This window comes from Lysinibacillus sp. LK3 (assembly GCF_001043675.1).
GTDB classification, from domain to species: Bacteria; Bacillota; Bacilli; order Bacillales_A; family Planococcaceae; genus Lysinibacillus; species Lysinibacillus capsici.
The window spans coordinates 16842-40229 of the sequence record NZ_LDUJ01000021.1 but is presented as its reverse complement, the minus strand read 5'-3'; the positions used below and the strand labels follow the sequence as shown (position 1 = coordinate 40229).

The following is a 23388-nucleotide window of genomic DNA, read 5'->3' as shown; positions in this document are numbered from 1 at the left end:
TAGTGTTTATGTAAAAAGATTCAGTTAATGTGCAAAAAAAAACAGATGGCAATAGAGGTCCGTTATGGAACATCTAATCCATCTGTTTTTGGCTATTGGGAAATGGTGAGCGAAGGCAATATTATGAATCACATTTGATTCTTCTAGAAACTAATTTTAAACTTCACCTTTTTTTCGTGCTGTCATTTCATCTTTCATTTCATCTTTTAAAGCTTCAATTGACTGTTTACGTCGCTTATTTTTTTCCTTTAGCCTGTTACTTTCTAGAGGATCTGCAAATTCCATACTAATTTCTGCATCCTGCACTTTCTCTTCAGTATTTTTAACAATATCACGAATGCGTTCAACATTATTGGAGCGATCATCTGGTTTTCGATGTCTTGAATTAGCCATGTTAACCTCCTCAAATTATGTCATAAGGTTATTTTGGAATGATTTTATCATTATATGAGTGCTAACTTTTACTAAAATAACATCCTTTAAACGCTATCTATCCAATAATTCTACCTTCATTAAAAGCAATTAAGTTTCCACCTGACAGGATTTTTAGACAACATCTTCCTTCAAACCTTCATAGGCAGATTTTGAATGCATAAATACATATAAAACTAGGGAGAGGAAAATAGCTACAATTCCAAAGACAATGCAGACCATTTGTAGGGAGAGCCATTCCGATAGCAACCCTAAGGCTAACGTAAAGACAATCTGTAGCACATTAATGACCATCGTTGAAACACTACCAAAACGGCCCATAATTGATGTCGGTACACTTATTTGATAAAAGGTGCTGTAGCCCGCATTACAAAATGACATACATACTCCTAATGCTATAAAGCTAATAATCGCCATTGCCACATTCGGTGAAGAGTAAAACAATGTATAGCAAAGTGTGGTCAAAAGCAGACCATAGACAATATATTGTCTTGTTGAAAATCTTTTAGCATAGCGAGCAGCCATTGCTCCACCAATAATAGCTCCAATTCCAGCGATACTAACGATGACACCATATAGACTATCTGAAGCTTGAAGGTTTTGTTTAATAAATGTAGCTTCCTGTGAATCTAATGCAAAGGCAATCATCAATGCACCTTGAAAATAAAGAAATACTTTGGCAAAGACTTGCTCTTTTTTTATATAGGCGTAGACAATACCATAATCCTCTTTTAGCATCCTCCAAGTAATGGGTTTTCGGTGCATGTCCTGATGATCTTCTACTGCGTGAAGCTTAAAAATGGAGAGTGCACAGATAAAGAACGTCAAAGCATTAAACCAAAACGCTATAGAAATATTGGAAATGGCAATGATAAACCCAGCCAATGCTGGCCCAATTAAAAATGAGCCTGAGCTAAACATTCCTAATATTGCATTAAAGGATTGTTTATCTTCATCTGGTATATATTTCGAAATATAATAGGTACTACTTGGCCCAAAAAAGCTACTTGCTATATTAGATAAAAATAAAACACAATAGATGAGCCAAATAGAGGACGTAAAAGGTAACAATAAAATCAATATGCCACGAATAATATCACTATAGATCATTAATTTTTGTTTATTCGATCGATCAATGATGGAGCCTGCAAAAAAGCTTGTTAAAATTCGAGCAATCGGTCCTACAATAAATATACTCGCCATAGCAGTAGGCGATTCTGTTAAATGCCAAACTAATAAATTGAGCGCAACTAGATTCACCCAATTTCCTAAATACGAGAAACCAAAGCCAAATAGAATGAGCCAATACTTCCTAGCAATGCTCATAAGTCCCCTTTCTATCACCAAAATGAATGATTGGTCTTTTTTGACATAAAAGTATTCCTTTAGATAATCATATCTATCGATGAATAGCTGTGCAACTAAAAATAGCAACCCTTAGCTAAGTTCATAGCTTTGGGTTGCCTTTTTAGTTAGTTGAATCTCGATCGATTAATATCGGTTTGAAGCGATATAGTTTTTGGTCATCAGCTAGATGTTCTTTTTTAATTTTTGCTAAGAGCAATGATGCCGCTTTCTGTGCCATTGGTAAAATGGGCTGTTGCAATGTTGTAATGGAAGGTGTTAAAAAATTGGCATATGGTACATCATCCACAGCAATTACTTGTACATCATTAGGCACATGTAAGTTTCTTTTTTTAATATAAAGCATTAATTCTTGGAAAATACGATCATTTGCCGCAATGATTCCTCTTGGTGGTTGCTCCAACGTAAATAATTGATTAAAAATCTCTGTCATCTGAGCTGGCTCACCATTTTTTATATAGCGCTCATCGATCAACAGATTCCTATTTCTGAGCGCTTGACGAAATCCTTCTAAACGTTCGACACGAGGAGTAATCGGTAAGGCTAAAGAAGTAGTGATAATGGCTATTGGTTGCTTTCGAAATGTCTCCACTGCCGTATCCATGGCAGAAAAATTATCAAGCAATACAGCAGGAATATCTACTCCCTCAATAAAACGGTCAATAAAAACGATTGGCATTGCTTGTTGATGAAGCCTTATGTAGAGATTTTTGTTTTCTCCTGTTGGAAAAACGATTAAGCCATCCACCTGTTTTTCTAGTAAAGTTTCGATATGTTTTTTCTCTTTTTTAGGGTTATCCGCTGAGTTACACACAATCATATGAAAGCCTTCTTTATCGAACTCTGCTTCCAATGCATTTATTATTTTTGTTGAAAAGTCATGGATAATATTCGCCACAATAATACCAATTGTAAAGGTAGATTTCTGTTTTAAGCTACGAGCCATTAAATTTGGACGATATTGCAATGCTTCAATAGCCTCTTCAATTTTCTTACGAGTCTCCGTACTCATATATTCATATCGCTTATTCAAATATTGCGATACTGTACTATTCGAAACATTTGCATATTGTGCAACATCGGCAATTGTTGTTTTTTTCACTAAAATCAATCTCCTACCTATAATATGAAAACTCTCCTTGGTATTATGTAGCATAGCATACTTTACTGGTTAAATTAACTAGTCAAATAGTTATATACTTGTTCAGGTAAGTCAATGCCCTTATCCATTGTTTCCAAACTACGTATCTGTTCAATTTCACCAGGCACTAGTACCTGATCAAAATTTGGTGCTGTTGGCACATCATGTAATTCATTTATCATTTTCGAGATATTTGCTTTGAATTGATTTACATCTCCAAAAATATTTGGATCTAATACATATAAATATTGTCCTAGATTACGTTTCTGTTCGTAATCACCATACATTTTTGAAATGTGAGGACCAAAAGCTGCACTTGCTAAAATTCCAGAAAGAACATCTACTACAAGTGCCATACCATATCCTTTTGGCCCTGCAAACGGTGTTAAAGATTTTACTTGGTGTGGGTCTGTAGTTGGTGCTCCTTGTGCATCAACTCCCCATGTATTTGGAATTGTCTCCCCTTTTTCACGTGCATATAGAATTTTCCCTAGCGCTACATTGCTTGTTGCCATGTCCAAAATAATCGGTTTATCGTTGGTTGGAAAACCATAAGCAATTGGATTCGTACCAAAGTAAGGCTCTTTTCCGCCAAAAGGAACAACTGCGGAGTCCGTTTGAGAGCACATAATAGCAATTAAATTTTCACTCGTGGCTTGTTCAAGAAAATAGCCGAGTGCCCCACAATGGCTACTCTCTTGAATAATCGTTGTACATGAGCCATGTTCCTTAGCCACTTTAATGGTTTCATCCATAGCTTCCTTACAAATGACATGCCCAAAGCCATTATCCCCCTTAAAAAGAAGGTGATTTGTGCCTCTTTTTTCTACTGAAAAATGAGGGTTTTTCGTTATTCCACCTGCCTGTAAACGTGTTATATAATGCTCCACGCGCATAACACCGTGAGAACTGACACCACGTAAATCGGCATAAATCAAAACATCTGCTACTTGCGCTGCTGTTTCAGCTTCAACACCTTCAGTTGTGAATTTTTGAACTACTATTTTTTTTAATGCTGGTACAGAAATATTCATTGAAAATCCTCCCCATTATTTAAAATAGATTTGTGCTTTATTTGTGTTGTATTGTTTTGCCTCAAAGTAAGAAATAGCTTCATCGAATGCAATATGCTTCGTAACATAGCCTTTCTTTATAGCTCCTGACTGCATGTAGTTCATAACCGTCTCAAAATCTTCTAACGTAGCATTACGGCTGCTCTTCAATGTTAATTCCTTTGAATGAAATTCAGGATCATTAAATGTAATGGTTTTCTTCATTAAACCAATAAACACTAATGTGCCACTATTTTCTACGTATTGAAATGAGGATTCCATTGATTGTTGATTGCCTGTTGCATCAAAGACAACTGTAGGAAGTTCACCATTAAATTTTTCATGTAACTGCGCCATTATGTCATGGCTACCAACAATCACACCATCCGCTTCCGACCATGCCTGTCCTTCTTTTAAACGTTCTTCGTTCAAATCCATTAATACTGTTTTTGCACCGCGTAACTTAGCAAAACGTGCTGCTCCTAATCCAATTGGCCCTGCACCGATAACAAGTACCGTATCATTTTCTGTTAGTTCCGAACGACGTACTGCATGGGCACCAATAGCTAATGGCTCCACAATGGCTAATTGGTCACCTGACACAGCATTATCAGTAATTACAATACTTTCATCAACTACGATATATTCACCCATACCACCATCCATATGTACACCTAATACTTTCAAAGATTTACAGCAGTTTGTTTGACCTCGACGACATGCAACACACTCTCCACAATGGATGTATGGAATAACTGTTGCACGATCTCCTACTTGGATGTCCTTAACTGCTTCACCGACTTCTTCCACGATAGCAGCTAGTTCGTGGCCTAACACTCGTGGATAACTAAAGAATGGTTGTTCACCTGCAAAAGCATGTGTGTCTGTTCCACATACACCAATATGCGTGATTTTTAATAAAACATCATGACTTCCTTCAATACTAGGCTTGTCTACTTCACGTTCCACCATTTGAAACGGTTCATTAATGATTAATTGTCGCATGCTATTGCCTCCAATAAACTAGTAATTGTAGATAATTGCTGAATAACCTTTGCTGCATCACACTGGAAATATTGTTCGATAAATTGTTGCATTGGCTCTGACTGACCTTGTTCAAAATAGTTATGGATTTCAGTCAGTTTTTCAATAATTTGATCAGATTCACGCACGGAAAAGCGTGTTGGATTCATTGCATATATCCCTATTGCTAAAGCTTGATAGTATATTTCTGTTTCAGCGTAAGGGGCAATACGTGTTTGCCACTTGGATAACTCATTTAATTGAATATCATATAGCTGATGCTCAATAAATGGGTTTAAAAAACGTTCAAAGACATCTTGCTGATAGTGCTCATCCACTTGGAAGCGTTGGGTAAAATCGTTTGTTACTTTTTCAATAAAGGCTCGAACACCTGCATGTGAAAATGCCTCTCTTACAGTTGTATAGTTAAAAATCTTGCCGAATGCTGAAAGCAAAATATGACTACCATTTAAAATGGCAACTTTACGTTTTCGATACATGTCTAAATCATCAAAGACAAAAGGGAAATCATGACTTGTTGGCCAATGTTTAAATGGCTCTTTTTGGTCAATTATAAATAAGAAATACGGTTCACAAACTGTGTAAAGGGCATCCTCCCCCTGATAATCCTGTGGATAACCTGTTACAATACGGTCTACAAGTGTATTACAAAAAGTTAACGTAGCAAGCCAATCATTAAATGCTGTAGGCAACTTCCAGTCTTTAGCATGCTGTAGACAAATTGTTTTTAATGTAGAACCATTCTGTTCTATTAATTCCAAAGGCACAATTGCCACTTGTTTTTCACCTTGAAAATGTTTGTAATATTGTTCTAGAAAGACGGTTAACTTTGCTGCATAGCTTGTGGGACAAGCCGTAGGATAAGGAATATTTTCATAATAAATCCCTGCCTCTGTTGTATTAGACACAATCATTTCTAATGTCTCAGACTGTGCATATTGTAAAAATGTAGGCCAGTTTTCATATGGATGAATAGTATCTTGAATAATCTTAATAGTGGTTTCTTCTTCTACGACCTCACCGTTTTTTAGCCCACGTTCCATCACAGTGAATTGCAGCTGTTGTTCTTCTAGCAGTTTAACTGTTTTTCCTCTTGCTGTTGCTGCGACAGAAACAATACTGCAAGGGACTTGTAGTTTTTCAACTGCTAGGTCAAAAAAGCCTCTGATAAAATTCCCATCACCTATTTGCATAATTTTAATAGGATGTTTCATGTCATTTCTCTCCTACATCGTCACGCCATCTTTAAAAATGGCGATTTCTTTGAATCCATATTTCTCATTATTCGTTTGCACTTCACCTGAAGCTAGCGCTACTATATAATCCATAAATTCATCGACTAATACATCCATCGGCTTCCCATCCACTAACTGCCCTGCGTTAAAGTCAATCCAATTTTTTTTTCGTTCATAAAGTGGTGTGTTTGTTGAAATTTTGACTGTTGGTGTAGGTCCTCCAAAGGGTGTTCCCCTACCAGTTGAGAAAAGGACGATTTGGCAGCCTGTTGAGGCCAGTGCTGTTGTTGAAACAAGATCATTTCCTGGACCGATTAGTAAATGTAGCCCCTTTGTTGTCATACGTTCGCCATAATCAAGCACTTCTTTTACCTCTTGAAAGCCCCCTTTTTGTATACAGCCAAGTGATTTTTCTTCCAATGTTGTTATTCCACCCGCTTTATTTCCTGGAGAGGGATTTTCATAGACAGGTTGATTATATTTCATAAAATACTGTTTAAAGTCATTTACTAAATGCACAATATCCTCAAAAACAGAGGCATCTTTTGCACGTTCCATTAAAATCTGTTCAGCACCAAACATCTCTGGAACTTCCGTTAACACCGTTGCACCTCCAGCTGAGATCAACTGGTCAGAAAATACACCAATCATCGGATTAGCGGTAATGCCAGAGAAACCATCACTACCACCACATTTCAAACCAATTTTCAGTTCTGAAATAGGTAATGTTTGTCTGTCAAATGTCGTCACATAGTCAAAGGCTTTTTCAAGCAGTTGTTGACCCTCTTCCATTTCATCTGCTGATTCTTGAACATTTAAAAAGGAAACGCGTTGTTCATCATAATGACCAATTGTTTTCTTAAAGAGCTCAATATAATTGTTCTCACATCCTAGCCCTAATACAATGACTGCCCCTGCATTAGGGTGATGAATTAAATTAGCTAAGATTTTTTGTGTATACGTTAAATCATCACCAAGTTGTGAGCAACCATATGGATGAGCGAAATGCTGTACACCATCAAAATTGTCAGCCTTCAATAATTGGTTGCCTAACTTCGCCAAGTTTTCAGCTACTTTGTTAATACATCCAACCGTATTAATAATCCAAATTTCATTTCGTACACCAGCCTGACCATCTTTTCTACGATACCCCTTGAACGTGCGCTGTGCATGACGAGACTCGGCTACGGGATGTGTTTTTGGATTAAATTCATAGCTTAATTCACCCGATAAATTGGTTTTCATGTTATGGGAATGAACCCAGCTACCTGCTAGGATTTCTTCTGTCGCATGACCAATTGAAAAACCATATTTCGTGATGTGTGCATCTTTAGAAAGAGTCTTGATGGCGATCTTATGCCCACGTAGTACTTGTTGCTGTAACGTTATTTCCTTTCCATCCAATGGAAGTAAAAAGCCTTGAGGAAGATCACTCAAGGCTATGGCAACATTGTCCATCGGATGAATTTTAATAATTGATTGATTGTTCATTTGAATCCATCCTTTCTATTTTTAAGCTAATTCTTTATGAACAATTGGTGTAACAAATTTAATAACTGCTAATGAAGCGATGACCGCTAAGCCACCTGCAAGTAGGAAAGCTGCGGAGAATGTTCCTGTTCTGTCTACTAGGAAACCTGTTAAAGTTGGCCCAATAATACCAGCTGTGTTTGCAAGGAAGTGCATAAAGCCGCCAACAGATCCAACATACTTAGATTCCACCACATCATTAATGATTGCCCAGTAAATAGCCCCTGTTAAATATAAGAAGAAAACAGAGGTAGCAACAAGCGCAACAGCACTAACTGTTGTTGTTACAATACCTGCACAGCCAATCGATACAGCTGCTAAGAATAAACATGTCACTAGAACGACTTTACGAGAGAATAAAACTCCCTTACGCATAAAGCGTTTGTAAATGAAATCTGAGACAATTCCACTCAATGCTAAACCTAGGAATCCTAAAATCCACGGAATAACCGTTACAATACTCATATCTTTTACAGCCATTCCACGAGCTTCTACTAGATAGCTTGGGAACCAAGTTAAGAAAAAGAATAGGATATAGTTATAGGCAAAGAACGAAAAAGCAGTAAATAATACTGTTGGTTGTTTTAAATAATAAGATAGACCACGACTATGATTGATATCTTCTGCTGCAATCTCTAAGTTTGCCATTGATTCTACACTGTCTTCTTTGTTTGGCTTTTCTTTCACCACTTTAAACCATACGATTGCCCAAATAAATCCAAGGATCATGATCGCAATAAATGAATATTTCCATCCATATGCTAATGCAATATAACCAACGATTGGACCTGCGATTGCACCACCAAGTGGCGTACCACTATTGGCTAGCCCTACTACAGAGGCACGTTTATCCGCAGGAAACCAGTTATTCACCATTTTATTTATGGTTGATGACAATGGCCCTTCCGCCATACCAAATACAATACGAACAATAATCAACGATGCGAACCCAACGACTAAAACCATTGCTCCACTAAATAAAGACCATACAATCATCGCTACAAATAGCGTTAACTTGGCACCAAATTTATCGGAAGCCATTCCACCTAAGAAGTTAAAAATGGCATACCCAACAGAGAAGCTACTAAAGATAATCCCTAATTGGGTTGACGTTAGATGAATATCTTCTTGAATAAATGGTGCTGCAATTGATAGTGCTGAACGATCTAAATAGTTAATGACACCCGCTAAAAATAGCATGACAATTACAACCGTTTTGCCGTCTCCAAAAATACCTTGTTGTTTCATATCATTCACCCCTAAATTTGAAATAAATCCCCTTTGTTAAACGCCTGAATAAGCCATAAATCCACCATCAACAGGAATTGTTACGCCAGTGACAAATGCTGAGTATGTATCATCAGCTAAAAATAATAAAGTTCCTAATAAATCTTGTGGTTTTCCAAAACGCTTTTGTGGTGTAGCTGTAATGATTTTTTCTGAACGTGCAGTTAATGAACCATCTTCTGTTAGCAATAAATTACGGTTTTGTTCGGTAATAAAAAATCCAGGTGCAATGGCATTAACACGTAAACCTGCTTCTGCAAAATGCACCGCCATCCATTGCGTAAAGTTATTAATCGCTGCCTTTGCCGCGCTATATGCAGGCACTTTTGTCATAGGGGCATAGGAGCTCATGGATGAAATATTAATAATTGTGCCCTTCGTTCTCAGCAATGCTTCACCAAAAACTTGGGCAGCCAAAAATGTTCCTGTAAAATTATTCGAGAATACGCTTTCAAAACCACTTGGTGTTAATTCAAAGAAATTTGGTGTAGTCGATTGTTCTTTATATACTTCATCAGCCGTAATGGCATCTGGATGATTGCCGCCCGCTCCATTAATCAGTACATCAATTTGACCATATTGCTGTAAAATTGCTTGTCTCGCTGCTATTAACGACTCTTTGTTTAAAACATCCACAGAAAAATTAATTGCTTCTCCGCCATTTTCTGTAATCGATCGGACGACTGCTTCTCCTTTTTGCGCTGTACGATTTAAAATAGCAACTCGCATACCTTGCCTAGCCAATTCCATTGCCATCTCTGAGCAAAGAACACCACTACCACCCGTTACAACAGCCACTTTATTTTGCAATGCTTCATGCACCTTACTCACCTACTTTTAAAATAACTTTACGTACTTCATTTTGGTTTTTTTCTATATATTCAAATGCTTCTTTTGCTTCGTGTAATGAGAAAGTATGTGTAATTAAACCTTGATGCTGTAGTTTTCCAGCATCAACAAGCTTCACTACATTTTCAAATTGGAATGTTTGTAAACGTGAGCCTTTTATCGATAATTCCTTTTTCGTAATTGGTAGTGGGGCAAGCTCAATGGCTTCCTCTCCAAAGCTAAGGACTACTACTCTCCCAGCAACTGAAACAGCATCGATAGATTGCTTAAATGTTAGTGGAATACAAACTGCATCAATAGATACATTGACACCTACTCCATCTGTCCATTGGTTAACAGCCTCTAATAAATCTTGCTCGTTTACATTAACAACTACATCTGCACCAAGTTCTTTTGCAAATGAGAGCTTTGCTGGATCCAGATCAGAAATCATCACGCGTGCATCTATTAATTTAGCCATCTTTAAAATACAAATGCCAATCGGTCCGGCCCCTTGAATCAATAGTGTTTCACCAGCCTGTAATTCACCACGATATACTGCCTGCGCGCCAATTGTATAAGGTTCAATTAAGACTGCCTCTTCTAAAGAGGTGTGGTCTGCTACTTTATGCAATTGCTTTTCAGCTACAACAAAACGCTCACGCATGCCTCCATCTTCATGAACACCAAAAACAGAAAGTTGTTCGCAGACATTTGGTTGTCCTTTACGGCAAGCATAGCACTCACCACAATAACGAATTGGTTCGACAACAACCTTGTCACCAGCTTTTAAACCTTGTACGTCTTGACCAACCTCTAACACTCGGCCAGCAACTTCATGCCCAGGTACACGAGGCAATGTCGCTAATGGATTCGAACCATGATAAATATGCATGTCTGAGCCACAAATACCAACATATTCTGTTTGAACAAGGACATCTGTTGACTTTGTTATTACTGGTTCTGCTACGTCAATTAAAGCCATTTCAAAAGGTTTGATTACTTGTAGTGCTTTCATACATGTCACCTATTTCTTCAGATTTTCATAAGCATCCCAAAGTCCATTTAAATACATAATGCCAAGTGCTCGATCATATAAGCCGTAGCCTGGACGACATTGTTCTCCCCAAATATGACGACCATGATCTGGACGTACATAACCTTCATAGTTTTGGTCATTTAATGCACGGACAATATTTTTAATATCGATTGAGCCATCCGATGTAAAATGCGATGTTTCAAAGAAACTACCATTTTCCATAATCTTGACATTGCGGATATGAGCAAACGGAGCACGATATGCATATTTTTCAGCGATGGCTACCATATCATTTTGTGGGTCTGCTCCCATTGAACCTGAGCAGAACGTAAAGCCATTTGCCATGGAATCAGAGATTTTAATTAATTTTTCATAGCTTTCTGCTCCTGTAATAATGCGGGGTAAGCCAAAGATGGTATATGGTGGATCATCTGGATGAATTGCCATTTGAATACCTACCTCTTCCGCAACTGGTAAAATGGCTTGTAAAAAGTAAGCTAAGTTGTCCCAAAGTTTGGCTTCATCTACTTCTTTGTACTGTTCAAATAAATCTGAGAGTCGAGCTAATCGTTCTGGTTCCCATCCTGGAAGGGTTAAATCTGAAGAAGCGCTTACTTCATTCACTAGTTCTTGTGGATCTAAGTTCATGACCTTTTCCTTATCAAAATAGAGAGCCGTTGAGCCATCTTCTAATGGATGGAATAAATCTGTACGTGTCCAATCAAATACGGGCATGAAGTTATAGCAAATAACTTTGACACCCACTTCACCAAGGTTGCGAATAGATTGTTTATAGTTTTCTATATATTGATCACGTGTTGACAATCCTAATTTAATATCTTCATGGACATTGACACTTTCCACGACATCTGTATGGAATCCGAACGATTGAATATAGTCAACTTCATCTTGAATAGCCTCTTTAGTCCATACCTCTCCTGCTGGTAGGTGATGGAGTGCCCAAACAATACCTTTTACATTTGGTATTTGCTTCACATCTTCTAATTTCACTGTATCATTGCCACGACCATACCATCTAAATGTCATATTCATACGTCATTACCTCCTAGTTTGATAGATTTTCGATATATGCTTTGGCACGTTCCACTACACCTGCATAGCCATCTTTTACAAATGCTTTATTTAAATCACTTCCAATCCCAACTGCAACCGCGCCTGCTTCTAACCATTCATTCATATTAGCCAAACCAACACCACCTGTAGGCATAATTGTGATATGTGGTAGAGGCCCTTTAACGGCTTTAATAAAGTTTGGTTCAAATTGATTTCCCGGGAATAGTTTAATAATGTCACTTCCACCTTCAAGTGCTGTCACCATTTCTGTAATGGTCATACAGCCTGGTAAATATGGAATGCTATAGCGATTGCAAAGCCTTGCAATTGCAGCGTTATAGCTTGGACTAACAACAAATTTGGCACCGTTTAAAATCGCATGGCGTGCAGTTTCAACATCCAAAACTGTGCCAGCTCCAATTATTGCATCGCTATTGCGTAATGCTTTAAAAGTTTCTTCAACAAAAGGCGTTGTATACGTTATTTCGATTGCTCGAATACCACCTGAGATAGCACCTTTTGAAATTTCCGTCGCTTCTTCAGGTGAATCCCCACGAATAACAGCTACAATTTTTGCATCTGACAACGCTTTCAAAATTTCGATTTTTTGCATTCCTGACAACTCCTAACGCTCAATTAGTTTTTCATCACCAATAAATTGCCTTAATTCTTGCAGGGATGGAAGCCCTTCATTATCTCCTTTAATTGTTGCTACCAATGCACCTGCACCATTAGCTAAACGGAGGCGTTCTACGATATCATCACCATTTAAATAGCTATAGACATAGGCAGCATCAAATGCATCCCCTGCTCCAACTGTATCAATGGCACGAATGGAAAATGCTTCTCGATCATACTGTTCAGTGGCTGTATAAACCGTGGCGCCTTGTTCACCTTTTTTCACAATAATTTCATCTATTTTATAACTCTCTTGAACGTCTTTAATTGTACGCCCTTCAAATAAAAGCTCAAATTCATCCTGTCCTGTTAACAGAAGATTGATAGATGGATACACTTTTTCGTATACCGCTCGGGCATCTTCTATAGTCCATAGTTTTAAACGTAAATTTGGATCAAAAGATATTGGAATATTTTTCGCCTGTGCTAAAGCAATTAATTTCAATGCAACTTCAATGTTATGTTCACATACTGCTAAATACACGCCGCTAATATGTAATAGGTCCACATCATCCAGTACTGACTCATCTATACGATCTTCTGTCAGCTCAAGTAAAGGTGATGGGTTGCGGTAGTAAAACGATTTACCTGCACCGTCTTCCCGAATCTCCTTAAAGTAGATAGACGTTGGAATATGTGGTGTTCGTAAGACATGTGATACATCAATCCCTTCACCACGCGCAAAGTTATAAATTAATTTGCCAAATTCATCGTCTCCAATACAACTAATCCATTTTGCTTCCATATCTAAACGCGTAACACCTATCGCAAAATTTAATTCTGCACCACCCACAGCTCGCTCAAAGGAAGGAACGAAACGTAGAGGACCTGTCTTAGATGGATTAAAAACGACCATTGCATCCCCAATCGTTGCAATTCGTTTATTTCTCAATATGTTCATCCCCTTCACAAGTAAAACGTTTTAGTAAAACGTTTTACTAATACTAACACGATTTTTTTTACGTTGCAACAATAATCCGATTATTTAGATTGTTAGCGTCAAATGACCATTATTGTCTTACATGCATAAAAAAACCTCGTAAAAGACAGAAAATAATCTATCCTTTTACGAGGGCAATCTATTTTATTGATAAAATGGCTTTACCTTGTAGCCGTTTTTCTCTAAATGATAGCGAATATTTTTATCGATTAGGAAGTGACCTGAACCAACAACAACAAAGTACTTACCTTCTTTTTCTTCCAGTACATTCATGATTTTCTTGGCCATTTTTTCATCACGTAGACCAAATAGCATTTCATTAAATTCAGATGATGTACCTTCCATTGCTTGGAAGCTTTTTGCAAACTCTTCAACATTTCCTTGCTTCCAGCTTGTAAACCACTCTTGAAGTACTTCAGATTGATTTTCTTCCGCTGGATGAATGATACTATCCAGTACAGCGACTAATGACTGCTCCTGTGCCTCTGGTGATAATCCTTCAAACATATCAACCTGTGCTCTTGTACCTTCTAATTCAATCACTGGCTTTTGCTGCAACTGTGCATTTAATAAAAAGTAGACATCGATACCGTGCATAGCCATCTCTTGAGGTGTCATACCAAAGGAATCGTCCATAGCTAGCATCGATAATGCACTCGAAAGCATCCACGGCTTTTGAACTGTTAGCTGGTCCATTGGCAGATCATAAAGCTTTGCCACTTGTTCAAGCTTCGCATATGTTTCTGGTGCAACAGCATCTTTCAATGTTGAGCCATCTGTATACATTGCTTTCTCTGAATAGTATTCAAGTGCTTCCGTATCCAAGATATTCGCCTCTACTAGCAGTGCATCAGATTCATCAAATGCCGTTACTAATTTTTTATCGAATGGATATAAGTCTGGTGTTCCTAAATGAATAGAGCCTAATAAGTAGATAAGCGTATCCTCGTCCTCTACTACCCAGGCCACCCCTTTAGAGCCTTGCTCTGCAAGTGCATATGTACTCTGAATGAAACGAACAGCTAGCAAAACAGCCTGTTGAGTGGTTGCCTTTTTCTCTAACTGAAGTCCATTGGGAGAGCCTTGTAATATATTTTGCTCTTTCATAAATTGAACAGCATCTGTACCAACAGGTAAATCATACCGTGCTACAATATTATACAAGCGATTGACAATATCACCACGTGTATTATCGTTTTTCACACTTACTGGTTTGTATTGTTTATTTTCAGCTAAGCCTAGAGAGGCAACCTTCTTTTCTGTTAAAGCTAGTAGTTCATTTACTTTGTCCACTGGAATTTCCTGAAGAAAACCATCGAAGTACCATTCAGTTGAGTAAATCCCGTATTTTTCGCCCTCATTTAATGTTTCTATTGCCCATTCGCTTATCGACGGTACTAGGGGTGTTGTTTGCTCTTCAGCATGAATCACAGGGACAACTGTCGTCAGCATTAATGAGGCACCAAGCAACGCTGCACTCGTTCGTTTCATCATCTTTTTCATCAAATTCTTTTCTCTCCCTTTTCCTATTTTATGTATAAGTATCGTATGAAATTATACCATATACTATCCAACTATTTTATAAGTAAAAGTGTAAATATTTACAAATATGTATTGACATTTCTCTATTTTGAAATAGTTATGAAGAGGTCAAATTTAATAAGACGATGACAAATTATTATGTCATCGTCTTTTTCGTTTATTAGTAGAGAAGGTTTATTGAATAAATTTAGGATCTAATATACCTAAACCACTGCCTTCAAGTTCAAATTTCACTTTTGAAACTCCATCTAAATTAACATGAACCTTTACCTTATCTTTGATTGCTCCACTATCATAAACTAATTTCCCATCTGCGTAAATTTTCAAGAAACCTATACCGAAGGAATTAGCTGCTAATTTTTTAATTGGTGCCAAATAGGTTTCGAATCCCTTGTAATTTCCATTGGCTAAGTATTCCACTGTATGGTCTTGAACTGCACCTCCCCCATGATAACCACCAAGCTGATAGGATCGCTCAAATTTTTCACCTGTACTAATAATGACAGAGCTTGGATTGTGGAAGAAGTGGTCTTCATCACTTCCAATAGGTTTTACATCTTTTAAAGCGATGAATTTTGGAACATCACCAATATAAACGGATTTTGTTTTCCCATCCCATGTTACTTTTTCACCTAAAGATTCAGCAATAAATCGCATTGGGACATATATCGTGCCTTGATAATTAAATCCAGATTGACCTTCTGGCGGTACTTTCTCAACCTTATCTACATAATAATTAATTGGATCCTGAAACACGCTAATCTTTTTCATGTCACTTGCTGCTTCCGTTGTTGAAAAGTAGGTAAAAGTCAAACCTCCTACTATAAAAAACCCTAAGTAACTAGTTATTATAAATAGCTTTTTCATAAAATCACTCCTTAAAATAAACATAGATATATGTAATTATACCAGAAATTTCATACAGCCTTTAAAGATTTTTATATCAGGATATTTTTTAAATTTATTTGTGAGCAATTATACGATTAATGGCAAAAACTCAATCCAATTAATGGATCGAGTTTTACTTTTTAATTATCGAATAACTTTCTTCTTAAAAATAGACGGTAGAACCTCTAACAACCGTTCACGTGTAATGGGATCACAATGATTCCATATAAAATCTATGAAATGAGTCTTACCAGGAGCAAGCTCGATTAACGTGGCGATTTGTGGGCAGTAAGTAATCGTTAGTAATTCTTTGGGGGAAGCCAAGATAAAATTACGCTCTCCAGCATAGTGATTTATTTGATGCTGCTGAATTTCTATCCATGCTTGCCCTTGCTCGATTAGCTGCATTACCTGAGGAGTAGGACGAAAGCCAAGAGATTCATACAAGCTTGCAGCCAATCCAGTCTGACACATAACATAATATTTAGTATCTAACTTGAGATAAACAGTAGCCGTCTCCCCAGCAACATAAACATCTGCTAATTGCCTACGTACCAATCTTACTTTGTTCTCATATGTAGAAATCCACTTCTCTGCCGCTTTACTCCGTTCAAATAGTTTAGCGATATATCGTAACCGCTCAAATAGACTAAACTTGCTATTCAGTATAATAGTAGGAGCAATCGCATCTAGTTTCTGCAAATCATGTTCAGGATGAAAATAGCTAAGCAATAATAACTCTGGCTGCAGCTGTGCGATTTTATCCGGATCTACCCAATGCCCAATACTATGAATGTTCCTTAATTTATTGTGATAAACCACGTTATCTTTCATGATTGAGATGGCCGCCCCTATAGGAGGTATGCCTAGAACAAGTAATTCCCCAAGTGTAAATTTGCCATCAGTCACAATACGTGTTGCATCTTTAGGAACATGAATCTTTCTACCAAATGAATCGATAACTGTTCTTTCTGGAGTATGAAGTTGAATGTTTGCATATTCACGTGGGGTGTTTCCGGTTAATTTATGAAAGCATCGACTAAAATAATATTCATCCTTAAACCCAATTTGTCGAGCTATTTTTCTCAATGGCTCAGTTGAATTACTTAGAATTTTTTTTGCCTGGTTTATACGTACATGAGTCAAATAATCCGTCGGCTTTTTACCGGTCAATATTTTAAACTTTTGACTATATTGCCATCTTACCATTCCAGCCATGTTAGCTAATTGTTCAACTGTCAAGTCCTCATCATAGTGCTGTTCTATGTACTGTACAGTTTGTTGAACCAATTTTGTCTTTTCTTCGTGCTGTAACTGGTTAGCTTGTTCATCTAACTGAACCATCATAGCTAGTATTTGCTGAAGTCTACCTTGTAACATGGCCATTTCTAATGTGGATAGAGAGGAACAAAATTGATTATTGTTCGATGCTTCATTTCCTAATACCTGCTTGACTTGAGAAAACAACAGATGATAGGGATAACCATGAAGCAGGGGTGGATGAGCAATTCGGTTCAAAGTCATTCCTTCTACTTCAAAGGTTTCAAAGGTAAAGCGAGCAAGCTGTGCCTCTTTGTTACTTGACTCTACCGTGTAGCTTTGTATAGGTAAAATGAGCATGCAGCTTCCTTGTCGTAGATCGATTGCCATTTTGTCTACATACAGTCGTATGGCAGGACTGAGTGCTATCAATAATGTGCATAAATTTGTTTCATGATTATTTATTCCCTCATTATGGCTAGTAGCTGACATTAATCGATCAACTTGAAATCGATCATAGTGTTGTAGTCTAATATATAAGGATGTCAGATTCATAAGCAACTCTCCAAACATTGAAAATGATTCTCATTATCATCATTGTAACATATAATGACCCACTATCAACGATTGTTCGAGTATGTGCTATTTAGAATACTAGCGGTTTAAAAATTGATTGGACGGATACAATTTTTACTGTTTGCGCATCCACTCTGGTAGCTTTTGGAACAATTGCTTCAAAGCTAATAAATTATCTGTATTCCATTCATTAGGAACAACATAAACTTTTCCCTTTTTGACAGCAGGCAAAGTTCCCCATATCGGGCTTTGTAGCAGCCGATCAGCTTCTGCTTCACTTTCACTATCCTCTTGTACAATTACAAACAAATGATCACCAGCAAACTCAGGAAGCACCTCTTCGGAAACCTCTAGGAAAGATACCCCTTCTACATCAATAATATTCTTTTGTACTGCTGGTGGGACAGCAAAGCCATTTTTCCCATAAATAATAGCACCTAGGCTACGATCACCCATAACATAAAGCGTCTTTCCTAGCTGATAGAAAACTGTTGCGGTTTCCCCTTCTGTTAATTGAAACTTGTCAAACATTTCTTTAGACTCTGTTTCAAACTTAGCAAGCAATTGAGCTACTTCTTCCTGCTTATCTAAGATATTCCCCATCTCTTTTACTCGTTCTGTATAAGGAAGAGCAGGATTAAAGGGAATCGTAGTAGCGATTTTTGACAATTCTTCATTAAGATTTGGATCCGCCTTGTAATAGCCATTAATAATCAAATCAGGTTTTAAAGTCAAAATCGTCTCTAAGTCAGCAGGATTACCAATATCAACGATCCCTTCAAGTTTGCCTTCATAGTAACTAGGAGAATCTTTAGGAAGATTATTACCAACAACCGGAATATCCATCGCCAAGAAATCACCAATTGTCTGACCAATATAAACGACTCGTTTTGGATTTGCAGGTATTTCAACCTGTTCACCTGTAATCGTTGTATATTGAACAGTTGACTCACTTTCCTCTGCTTTCACATCAGATTGAGTTATTTTCTCGTTTTCCTTTTTCTGCGCATCAGATGTGTTGCCATTAGAACTACATGCCGCTAATATCATTAGCAACAGGAGGAAACTCCCCCATAGTATAATTCGCTTTCCAATATACTGCTTCATATTTGTTGCCCCTTTCAGATTTACCTTTAATTGAAAATGATTATCATTTACAGAGTTATTATAGATTTTATGAAAGGGCGAAACAATGAAAAAAACGCAATAATTTATTTGGATAAATGTCAATAATCAGGATTATGAATGCCTTTTGGTTTTTTTAGTGAAGAATTATTCATTTTTTTATTCTATTTCGACTATATGATCAATTAGAATCTCAAGAGAGAAAATAGTATTAGCTCCCTATAGAAAAAAAGAAACCATTTCAGTGGTTTCTTTTCATATTAACAAGCTGTTGATTACTATTCTATTTGATTTCTTCAGTGAGCTCTAAAATAATTCCTTCTGGCCCACGAACATAGCATAATTTATAGGCGTTTTCGTACCTATAAATGTCACTAATAAGTTCTGCGCCCTTCTTTGTCAATTTGTTAACGAGGGCTTCAATATCTTCAACATTGAAGGCAATATGCTGGATACCCAAAGTATTTGCTAAAGGATGCTGGATGCCTATTTCATTTGATGGCGCGTTAAATTTTACTAGTTCAATATTCGTCTCACCGTCTGGCGTTCGCAGCATTACTATTTCTATATTTGCGTCACTATCTGACGTTCGCAATTTTGCAACGTCCTCTTTTATATCTTGAAGCCCTATTACCCGCTCCATCCTCTTCACCCATTCACCCTCCACTTTTCCTTCCCCTAACACCTCAAGGCCAAAGTCAAGAAAAAATGCTTTCGCTGCAGGAAGATCATTGACGATTATCCCCACATGGTCAATCTTACGGATTTTCATATTTCAAACCACCTTTCTCCTATTTGAATAATTTCTTTTTAATTGCAGAATCCTAAGTCTTAATTATTTTTATCGTATATGATGATTGTCCTTTTTACGAATAAAAACGCTTTAAAGCCCCTATCTGAAACCTTCTAAACAATTTTTAATTTATGGCGGGTACTCGAATAAGAATAGAAAAAAGAAGCCCATTAAAATAGGCTTCTCTTACACTTATAAATAAAGGATTTTTACTAGGTAATCTTTTTCACCCCATGAACCGTAGCTTTTAAAGGGGGAAAATCCCCAACACTACACAGACAATAATCATGACAATTGTAGAACCGAATGCCCACTTTAAGAAGATACGTTGTAGTGTTCCGAAATCCTCTCCAACCATTCCTACTAATAAATACGTAGAGGGAACAAGCGGACTTAGAAGGTGTACTGGCATACCTAAAAGAGAAGCTCTACCGATTAGGGCTGGATCAATGCCATATACTGCTCCTGCCTTTGCAAGTAACGGCAGTACTCCATAGTAAAAAGCATCATTAGACATAAAAAATGTAAAAGGTGCGCTGAGAATGGCTGTAACAACAGCAAAATGAGAACCCATTGCATCTGGAATATAATGAATCACTGAGTTTGCCATCGCATCTACCATTGATGTACCTGAAAGAATGCCTGTAAATATCCCAGCTGCAAAAACCATAGAAACAACAGATAATGCATTGTCAGCATAATTCGCAACACGTTCCTTCTGATCTTTCAATTTTGGATAGTTTACAGTAATCGCAATCGCAAAACCAAGCATGAATAATGCAACAGGTGGTAATAACTCCATAATTAACGCTACTAAAAGAACAATTGTCAGAGTATAGTTAAAGATAATCAGTTTTGGACGTTTCAAATAGTCATCTTCGACTGTTGCAGCAGGCTGAGCTGCCGCTTCATAATCATATTCTATAATACCAATCCGCTTTTTTTCCTGTCTTCCAAGGGTAAATGCCATGAACAGAACAAAGATAGCCCCGCCAATCATCGCTGGAATCACTGGTGTAAAAACCTCAGACATTTCCAGATTCAGGGCTGTCATAACTCTTGCTGTTGGTCCTCCCCAAGGTAGAAGGTTCATCACACCTGAAGCTGAAACGGCAATACCAGCTAATACAATTGGTCGCATGCCAATTCTTTTATAAAGCGGTAGAAAGGCAGAAATAGTAATCATGTATGTTGTCGTACCATCACCATCTAAAGAAATAAAAAGGGCTAATACGGCTGTTCCGATAGCAATTTTTACAGGATCCCCTTTTACTAGTCTAAGAATCGTTTTAATGATTGGATCAAATACGCCAGCATCGATCAAAATACCAAAGAAAAGAATTGCAAATAAAATCATAATCCCTGTTGGAGCGACACTTTTAATCCCATCCAACATCATAGGTCCCATTTCACTTCCGAATCCACCAATAACTGCGAACGTAATTGGAACTACAATTAATGCAATCATTGCTGTAAGACGGCCCGTCATAATCAAAATCATAAATACTATTATCATTAAAAAACCTAAAATTGCTAGCATAATATTCCCCCCAAATGCTTTGTGAAGTTATTTATCAATTCGTTAAATAACTAATTTTCCGAATATTACACCTTATAATAAATTAACATCGACCAAATGTAATCGTTTACAAATTAATGTTTATTAATTTCTTTATAGCTATTTTGTACATTTTGTTCACGAAAAGCATTGTATACCTGTCTATTTTTGATAAACAAAAAAAGAGGCTAACTTTGGACTATGTATTCTCTCCAACATCGTATAAGACGATAGAAAGGAAAACACATAGATCTCAATAGTCAACCTAATAAAGCAAATATATTACTATGCATAATAAGAATAAATTTACTCAGTAAATCTCCAATAATTTCTCATATTTCTTATTTTCATCATCAAGAAATCTAGATGTATCTCTACTGTTCATATAAAAATCTTCCCACATATACGTCTGCAAAGTTTGTTTCCATTCTTTAGTTTTGACCATTTTTGCAAATGTCGTCTCCCAAAATTCGATTTCCTTTTTTGACATATTAGGTGGTCCCATAATACCGCGCCAGTGTTTAAAAACTACATCTATTCCCTCTTCCTTCCATGTAGGAATTTCTGGGAGCTCCTTTAAACGTTTCTCCGAGGAAATGACAAGCAATTGTACCTGATTCAAATCATAATATTTTTTAGCCTCGGACAAAGTCATCGTTGCCACATCTATTTGCTTTTTTAATAATGCATCAACAACTTCATCACTATTCTCATAAACTAAAAAATCTAGTTTTTCAGGATGCACCCCTGCCTGTTTACTCGCTAATACAAAAGAAATTTGATCATCATTGCCTAATCTAGGAGAAACTCCTATTTTATACGCTTGAGGTGTTTCTTTGAGCTCTTCCATTAAACCTTTTGCACTTTTTATTTCTGAATCCTTGGAGACAATTACGACATTCCATTCTGTAGCCAAAGTGGCAATGGGTGTAAAATCTTTGTAGGTTAGCTTACTTTGCCCCAACAAATGATTGGTAATGAGTAAGCTTGAATTCATTGCTAGCACATGTTTTTTTTGTTGTTTAGTATATTTCCATCCTAGCTCTCCACCAGCACCTATTTTATTCAGTACATGAATATCCTCATCAATCAAATTGTTACTCAGTAAAATATCCTGTATGGCTCTTGCTGTTTTGTCCCAACCTCCACCAATAGAGCTTGGGGCAATGAATGTTACTGTATCTGTTATTGCTTCATGCCCCTCATCTTGTGAACAACCAAAGCAAAGCATGACAACAAGCACGAAAATAAACATTATTTTTTTTCTCATTGTTCATCCCTTGTCCTTATTTTTAAGTTAACCTTGTTGTTATTCTTTATAGTAATATTTCCTCTCAGGCCTTCCAACAACTCCATATTCATGTTTTGCCGTACAGACATCAATTGAAACAAGAAACTCTAAATACCTTCTAGCAGTTGTTCGAGATGCACCGATTTGTTCACCCATCTCCTCGATGGAAATACCACCTTTTAGTTCCTTCATTACCTCTTTCACTTTTTCTAAAGTATGACGATCAACACCTGAAGGTAAGTCTTTTTGAGATGAGGACAATTGATTGGCAACACCAAAGTATTGATTAATCAATGTTTGGTCGACCTCATCACGATGACTTAGAAGTTTTTTCTTTTTTTTATATTCTTCCACCGCTTCAACAAATTTCTCCATTGTCACAGGCTTCAACAAATAGTTACTCACACCATATCTAACTGCCGTCTCCAACATCGTTTTTTCTGTTGCAGCAGTCACTATAATAATATCGATTGTTGGATAATGTTCGCGAATTTTTGCTAACAAATTTGTTCCAAGATCATCGGGCATATAGATATCCAAAAAAAGCAAGTCAACTTCATATTTCTCTAGTATGTCCATCGTTTCCTTTGCATTCAATGCCTTCTGAACAACCTTTACATCTGGTACCTTATGCAAAAACTGTTCTTGCACTTGTGCAATACGAAAATCATCTTCCGCAATGACAACCTTAATCATTTTTCCCCTCTCCT

Annotated in this window: 21 protein-coding genes; all 21 read right to left on the bottom strand. The window is 37.1% G+C overall.

The genetic code is table 11. The annotated features are described in order from the left end of the window. Positions 1–156 precede the first annotated feature (156 nt). Positions 157–393 carry a small acid-soluble spore protein Tlp gene (locus tag VK91_RS15170; protein WP_048393965.1) on the bottom strand — a complete coding sequence of 79 codons (237 nt, stop codon included), beginning with the start codon at positions 391–393 and terminating at the stop codon, positions 157–159. 153 nt (positions 394–546) lie between these two features. Next, positions 547–1758 (bottom strand): MFS transporter, encoded by a 1212-nt coding sequence (locus tag VK91_RS15165; protein ID WP_048393964.1) that lies wholly within the window; start codon positions 1756–1758, stop codon positions 547–549. 142 nt (positions 1759–1900) lie between these two features. Further along, positions 1901–2899 (bottom strand): LacI family DNA-binding transcriptional regulator, encoded by a 999-nt coding sequence (locus VK91_RS15160; protein WP_048393963.1) that lies wholly within the window; start codon positions 2897–2899, stop codon positions 1901–1903. A gap of 74 nt (positions 2900–2973) precedes the next feature. Then, positions 2974–3972 (bottom strand): ureidoglycolate dehydrogenase, encoded by a 999-nt coding sequence (allD, locus tag VK91_RS15155; protein ID WP_048393962.1) that lies wholly within the window; start codon positions 3970–3972, stop codon positions 2974–2976. 15 nt (positions 3973–3987) lie between these two features. Beyond that, positions 3988–4995 carry a zinc-binding alcohol dehydrogenase family protein gene (locus VK91_RS15150; RefSeq protein ID WP_048393961.1) on the bottom strand — a complete coding sequence of 336 codons (1008 nt, stop codon included), beginning with the start codon at positions 4993–4995 and terminating at the stop codon, positions 3988–3990. Continuing rightward, positions 4983–6248, bottom strand: coding sequence for a hypothetical protein (locus VK91_RS15145; protein WP_048393960.1), 1266 nt, complete (start codon positions 6246–6248; stop codon positions 4983–4985). The genes VK91_RS15150 and VK91_RS15145 overlap by 13 nt, the downstream gene beginning before the upstream one ends. Before the next feature lie 12 nt (positions 6249–6260). Beyond that, positions 6261–7760: a UxaA family hydrolase gene (locus tag VK91_RS15140; RefSeq protein WP_048393959.1), complete on the bottom strand. Its 1500-nt coding sequence runs from the start codon at positions 7758–7760 to the stop codon at positions 6261–6263. Positions 7761–7781: 21 nt separating this feature from the next. Then, on the bottom strand, positions 7782–9047 hold the full coding sequence (locus VK91_RS15135; protein ID WP_048393958.1) for an MFS transporter: 1266 nt from the start codon (positions 9045–9047) through the stop codon (positions 7782–7784). A 36-nt stretch (positions 9048–9083) separates the two neighbouring features. Next, on the bottom strand, positions 9084–9917 hold the full coding sequence (locus VK91_RS15130; protein ID WP_048393957.1) for an SDR family oxidoreductase: 834 nt from the start codon (positions 9915–9917) through the stop codon (positions 9084–9086). Next, positions 9910–10932, bottom strand: a complete 1023-nt coding sequence (locus tag VK91_RS15125; RefSeq protein WP_048393955.1) for a zinc-binding alcohol dehydrogenase family protein — start codon at positions 10930–10932, stop codon at positions 9910–9912. Before VK91_RS15125 ends, VK91_RS15130 begins: the two co-directional genes overlap by 8 nt. 9 nt (positions 10933–10941) lie before the next feature. Then, complete coding sequence (gene uxuA / locus VK91_RS15120; RefSeq protein ID WP_048393954.1) at positions 10942–12006, bottom strand: mannonate dehydratase; 1065 nt, start codon at positions 12004–12006, stop codon at positions 10942–10944. A 13-nt stretch (positions 12007–12019) separates the two neighbouring features. Beyond that, positions 12020–12640 carry a bifunctional 2-keto-4-hydroxyglutarate aldolase/2-keto-3-deoxy-6-phosphogluconate aldolase gene (locus tag VK91_RS15115; RefSeq protein ID WP_048393953.1) on the bottom strand — a complete coding sequence of 207 codons (621 nt, stop codon included), beginning with the start codon at positions 12638–12640 and terminating at the stop codon, positions 12020–12022. Positions 12641–12652: 12 nt separating this feature from the next. Then, the gene (locus tag VK91_RS15110) at positions 12653–13606 is read right to left on the bottom strand and encodes a sugar kinase (RefSeq protein ID WP_048393952.1); all 954 of its coding nucleotides are present in this window, start codon (positions 13604–13606) and stop codon (positions 12653–12655) included. A 183-nt stretch (positions 13607–13789) separates the two neighbouring features. Further along, positions 13790–15148 carry a TraB/GumN family protein gene (locus tag VK91_RS15105; RefSeq protein ID WP_048394295.1) on the bottom strand — a complete coding sequence of 453 codons (1359 nt, stop codon included), beginning with the start codon at positions 15146–15148 and terminating at the stop codon, positions 13790–13792. Between the two features lie 213 nt (positions 15149–15361). Beyond that, positions 15362–16054 (bottom strand): stalk domain-containing protein, encoded by a 693-nt coding sequence (locus VK91_RS15100; RefSeq protein ID WP_048393950.1) that lies wholly within the window; start codon positions 16052–16054, stop codon positions 15362–15364. A gap of 165 nt (positions 16055–16219) precedes the next feature. Further along, positions 16220–17890, bottom strand: a complete 1671-nt coding sequence (locus VK91_RS15095) for a helix-turn-helix domain-containing protein (protein ID WP_048393948.1) — start codon at positions 17888–17890, stop codon at positions 16220–16222. Between the two features lie 135 nt (positions 17891–18025). Continuing rightward, a complete protein-coding gene (locus VK91_RS15090) occupies positions 18026–19018 on the bottom strand; it encodes an ABC transporter substrate-binding protein (protein ID WP_048393947.1) in 993 nt (330 codons plus the stop codon). Between the two features lie 301 nt (positions 19019–19319). After that, a complete protein-coding gene (locus VK91_RS15085; RefSeq protein ID WP_048393946.1) occupies positions 19320–19808 on the bottom strand; it encodes a VOC family protein in 489 nt (162 codons plus the stop codon). A gap of 268 nt (positions 19809–20076) precedes the next feature. Then, positions 20077–21369, bottom strand: coding sequence for a CitMHS family transporter (locus VK91_RS15080; RefSeq protein ID WP_048393945.1), 1293 nt, complete (start codon positions 21367–21369; stop codon positions 20077–20079). Between the two features lie 328 nt (positions 21370–21697). Continuing rightward, positions 21698–22657 (bottom strand): tripartite tricarboxylate transporter substrate binding protein, encoded by a 960-nt coding sequence (locus VK91_RS15075; protein ID WP_048393944.1) that lies wholly within the window; start codon positions 22655–22657, stop codon positions 21698–21700. A 39-nt stretch (positions 22658–22696) separates the two neighbouring features. Next, a complete protein-coding gene (locus tag VK91_RS15070) occupies positions 22697–23374 on the bottom strand; it encodes a response regulator (RefSeq protein ID WP_048393942.1) in 678 nt (225 codons plus the stop codon). Positions 23375–23388: the final 14 nt, after the last annotated feature.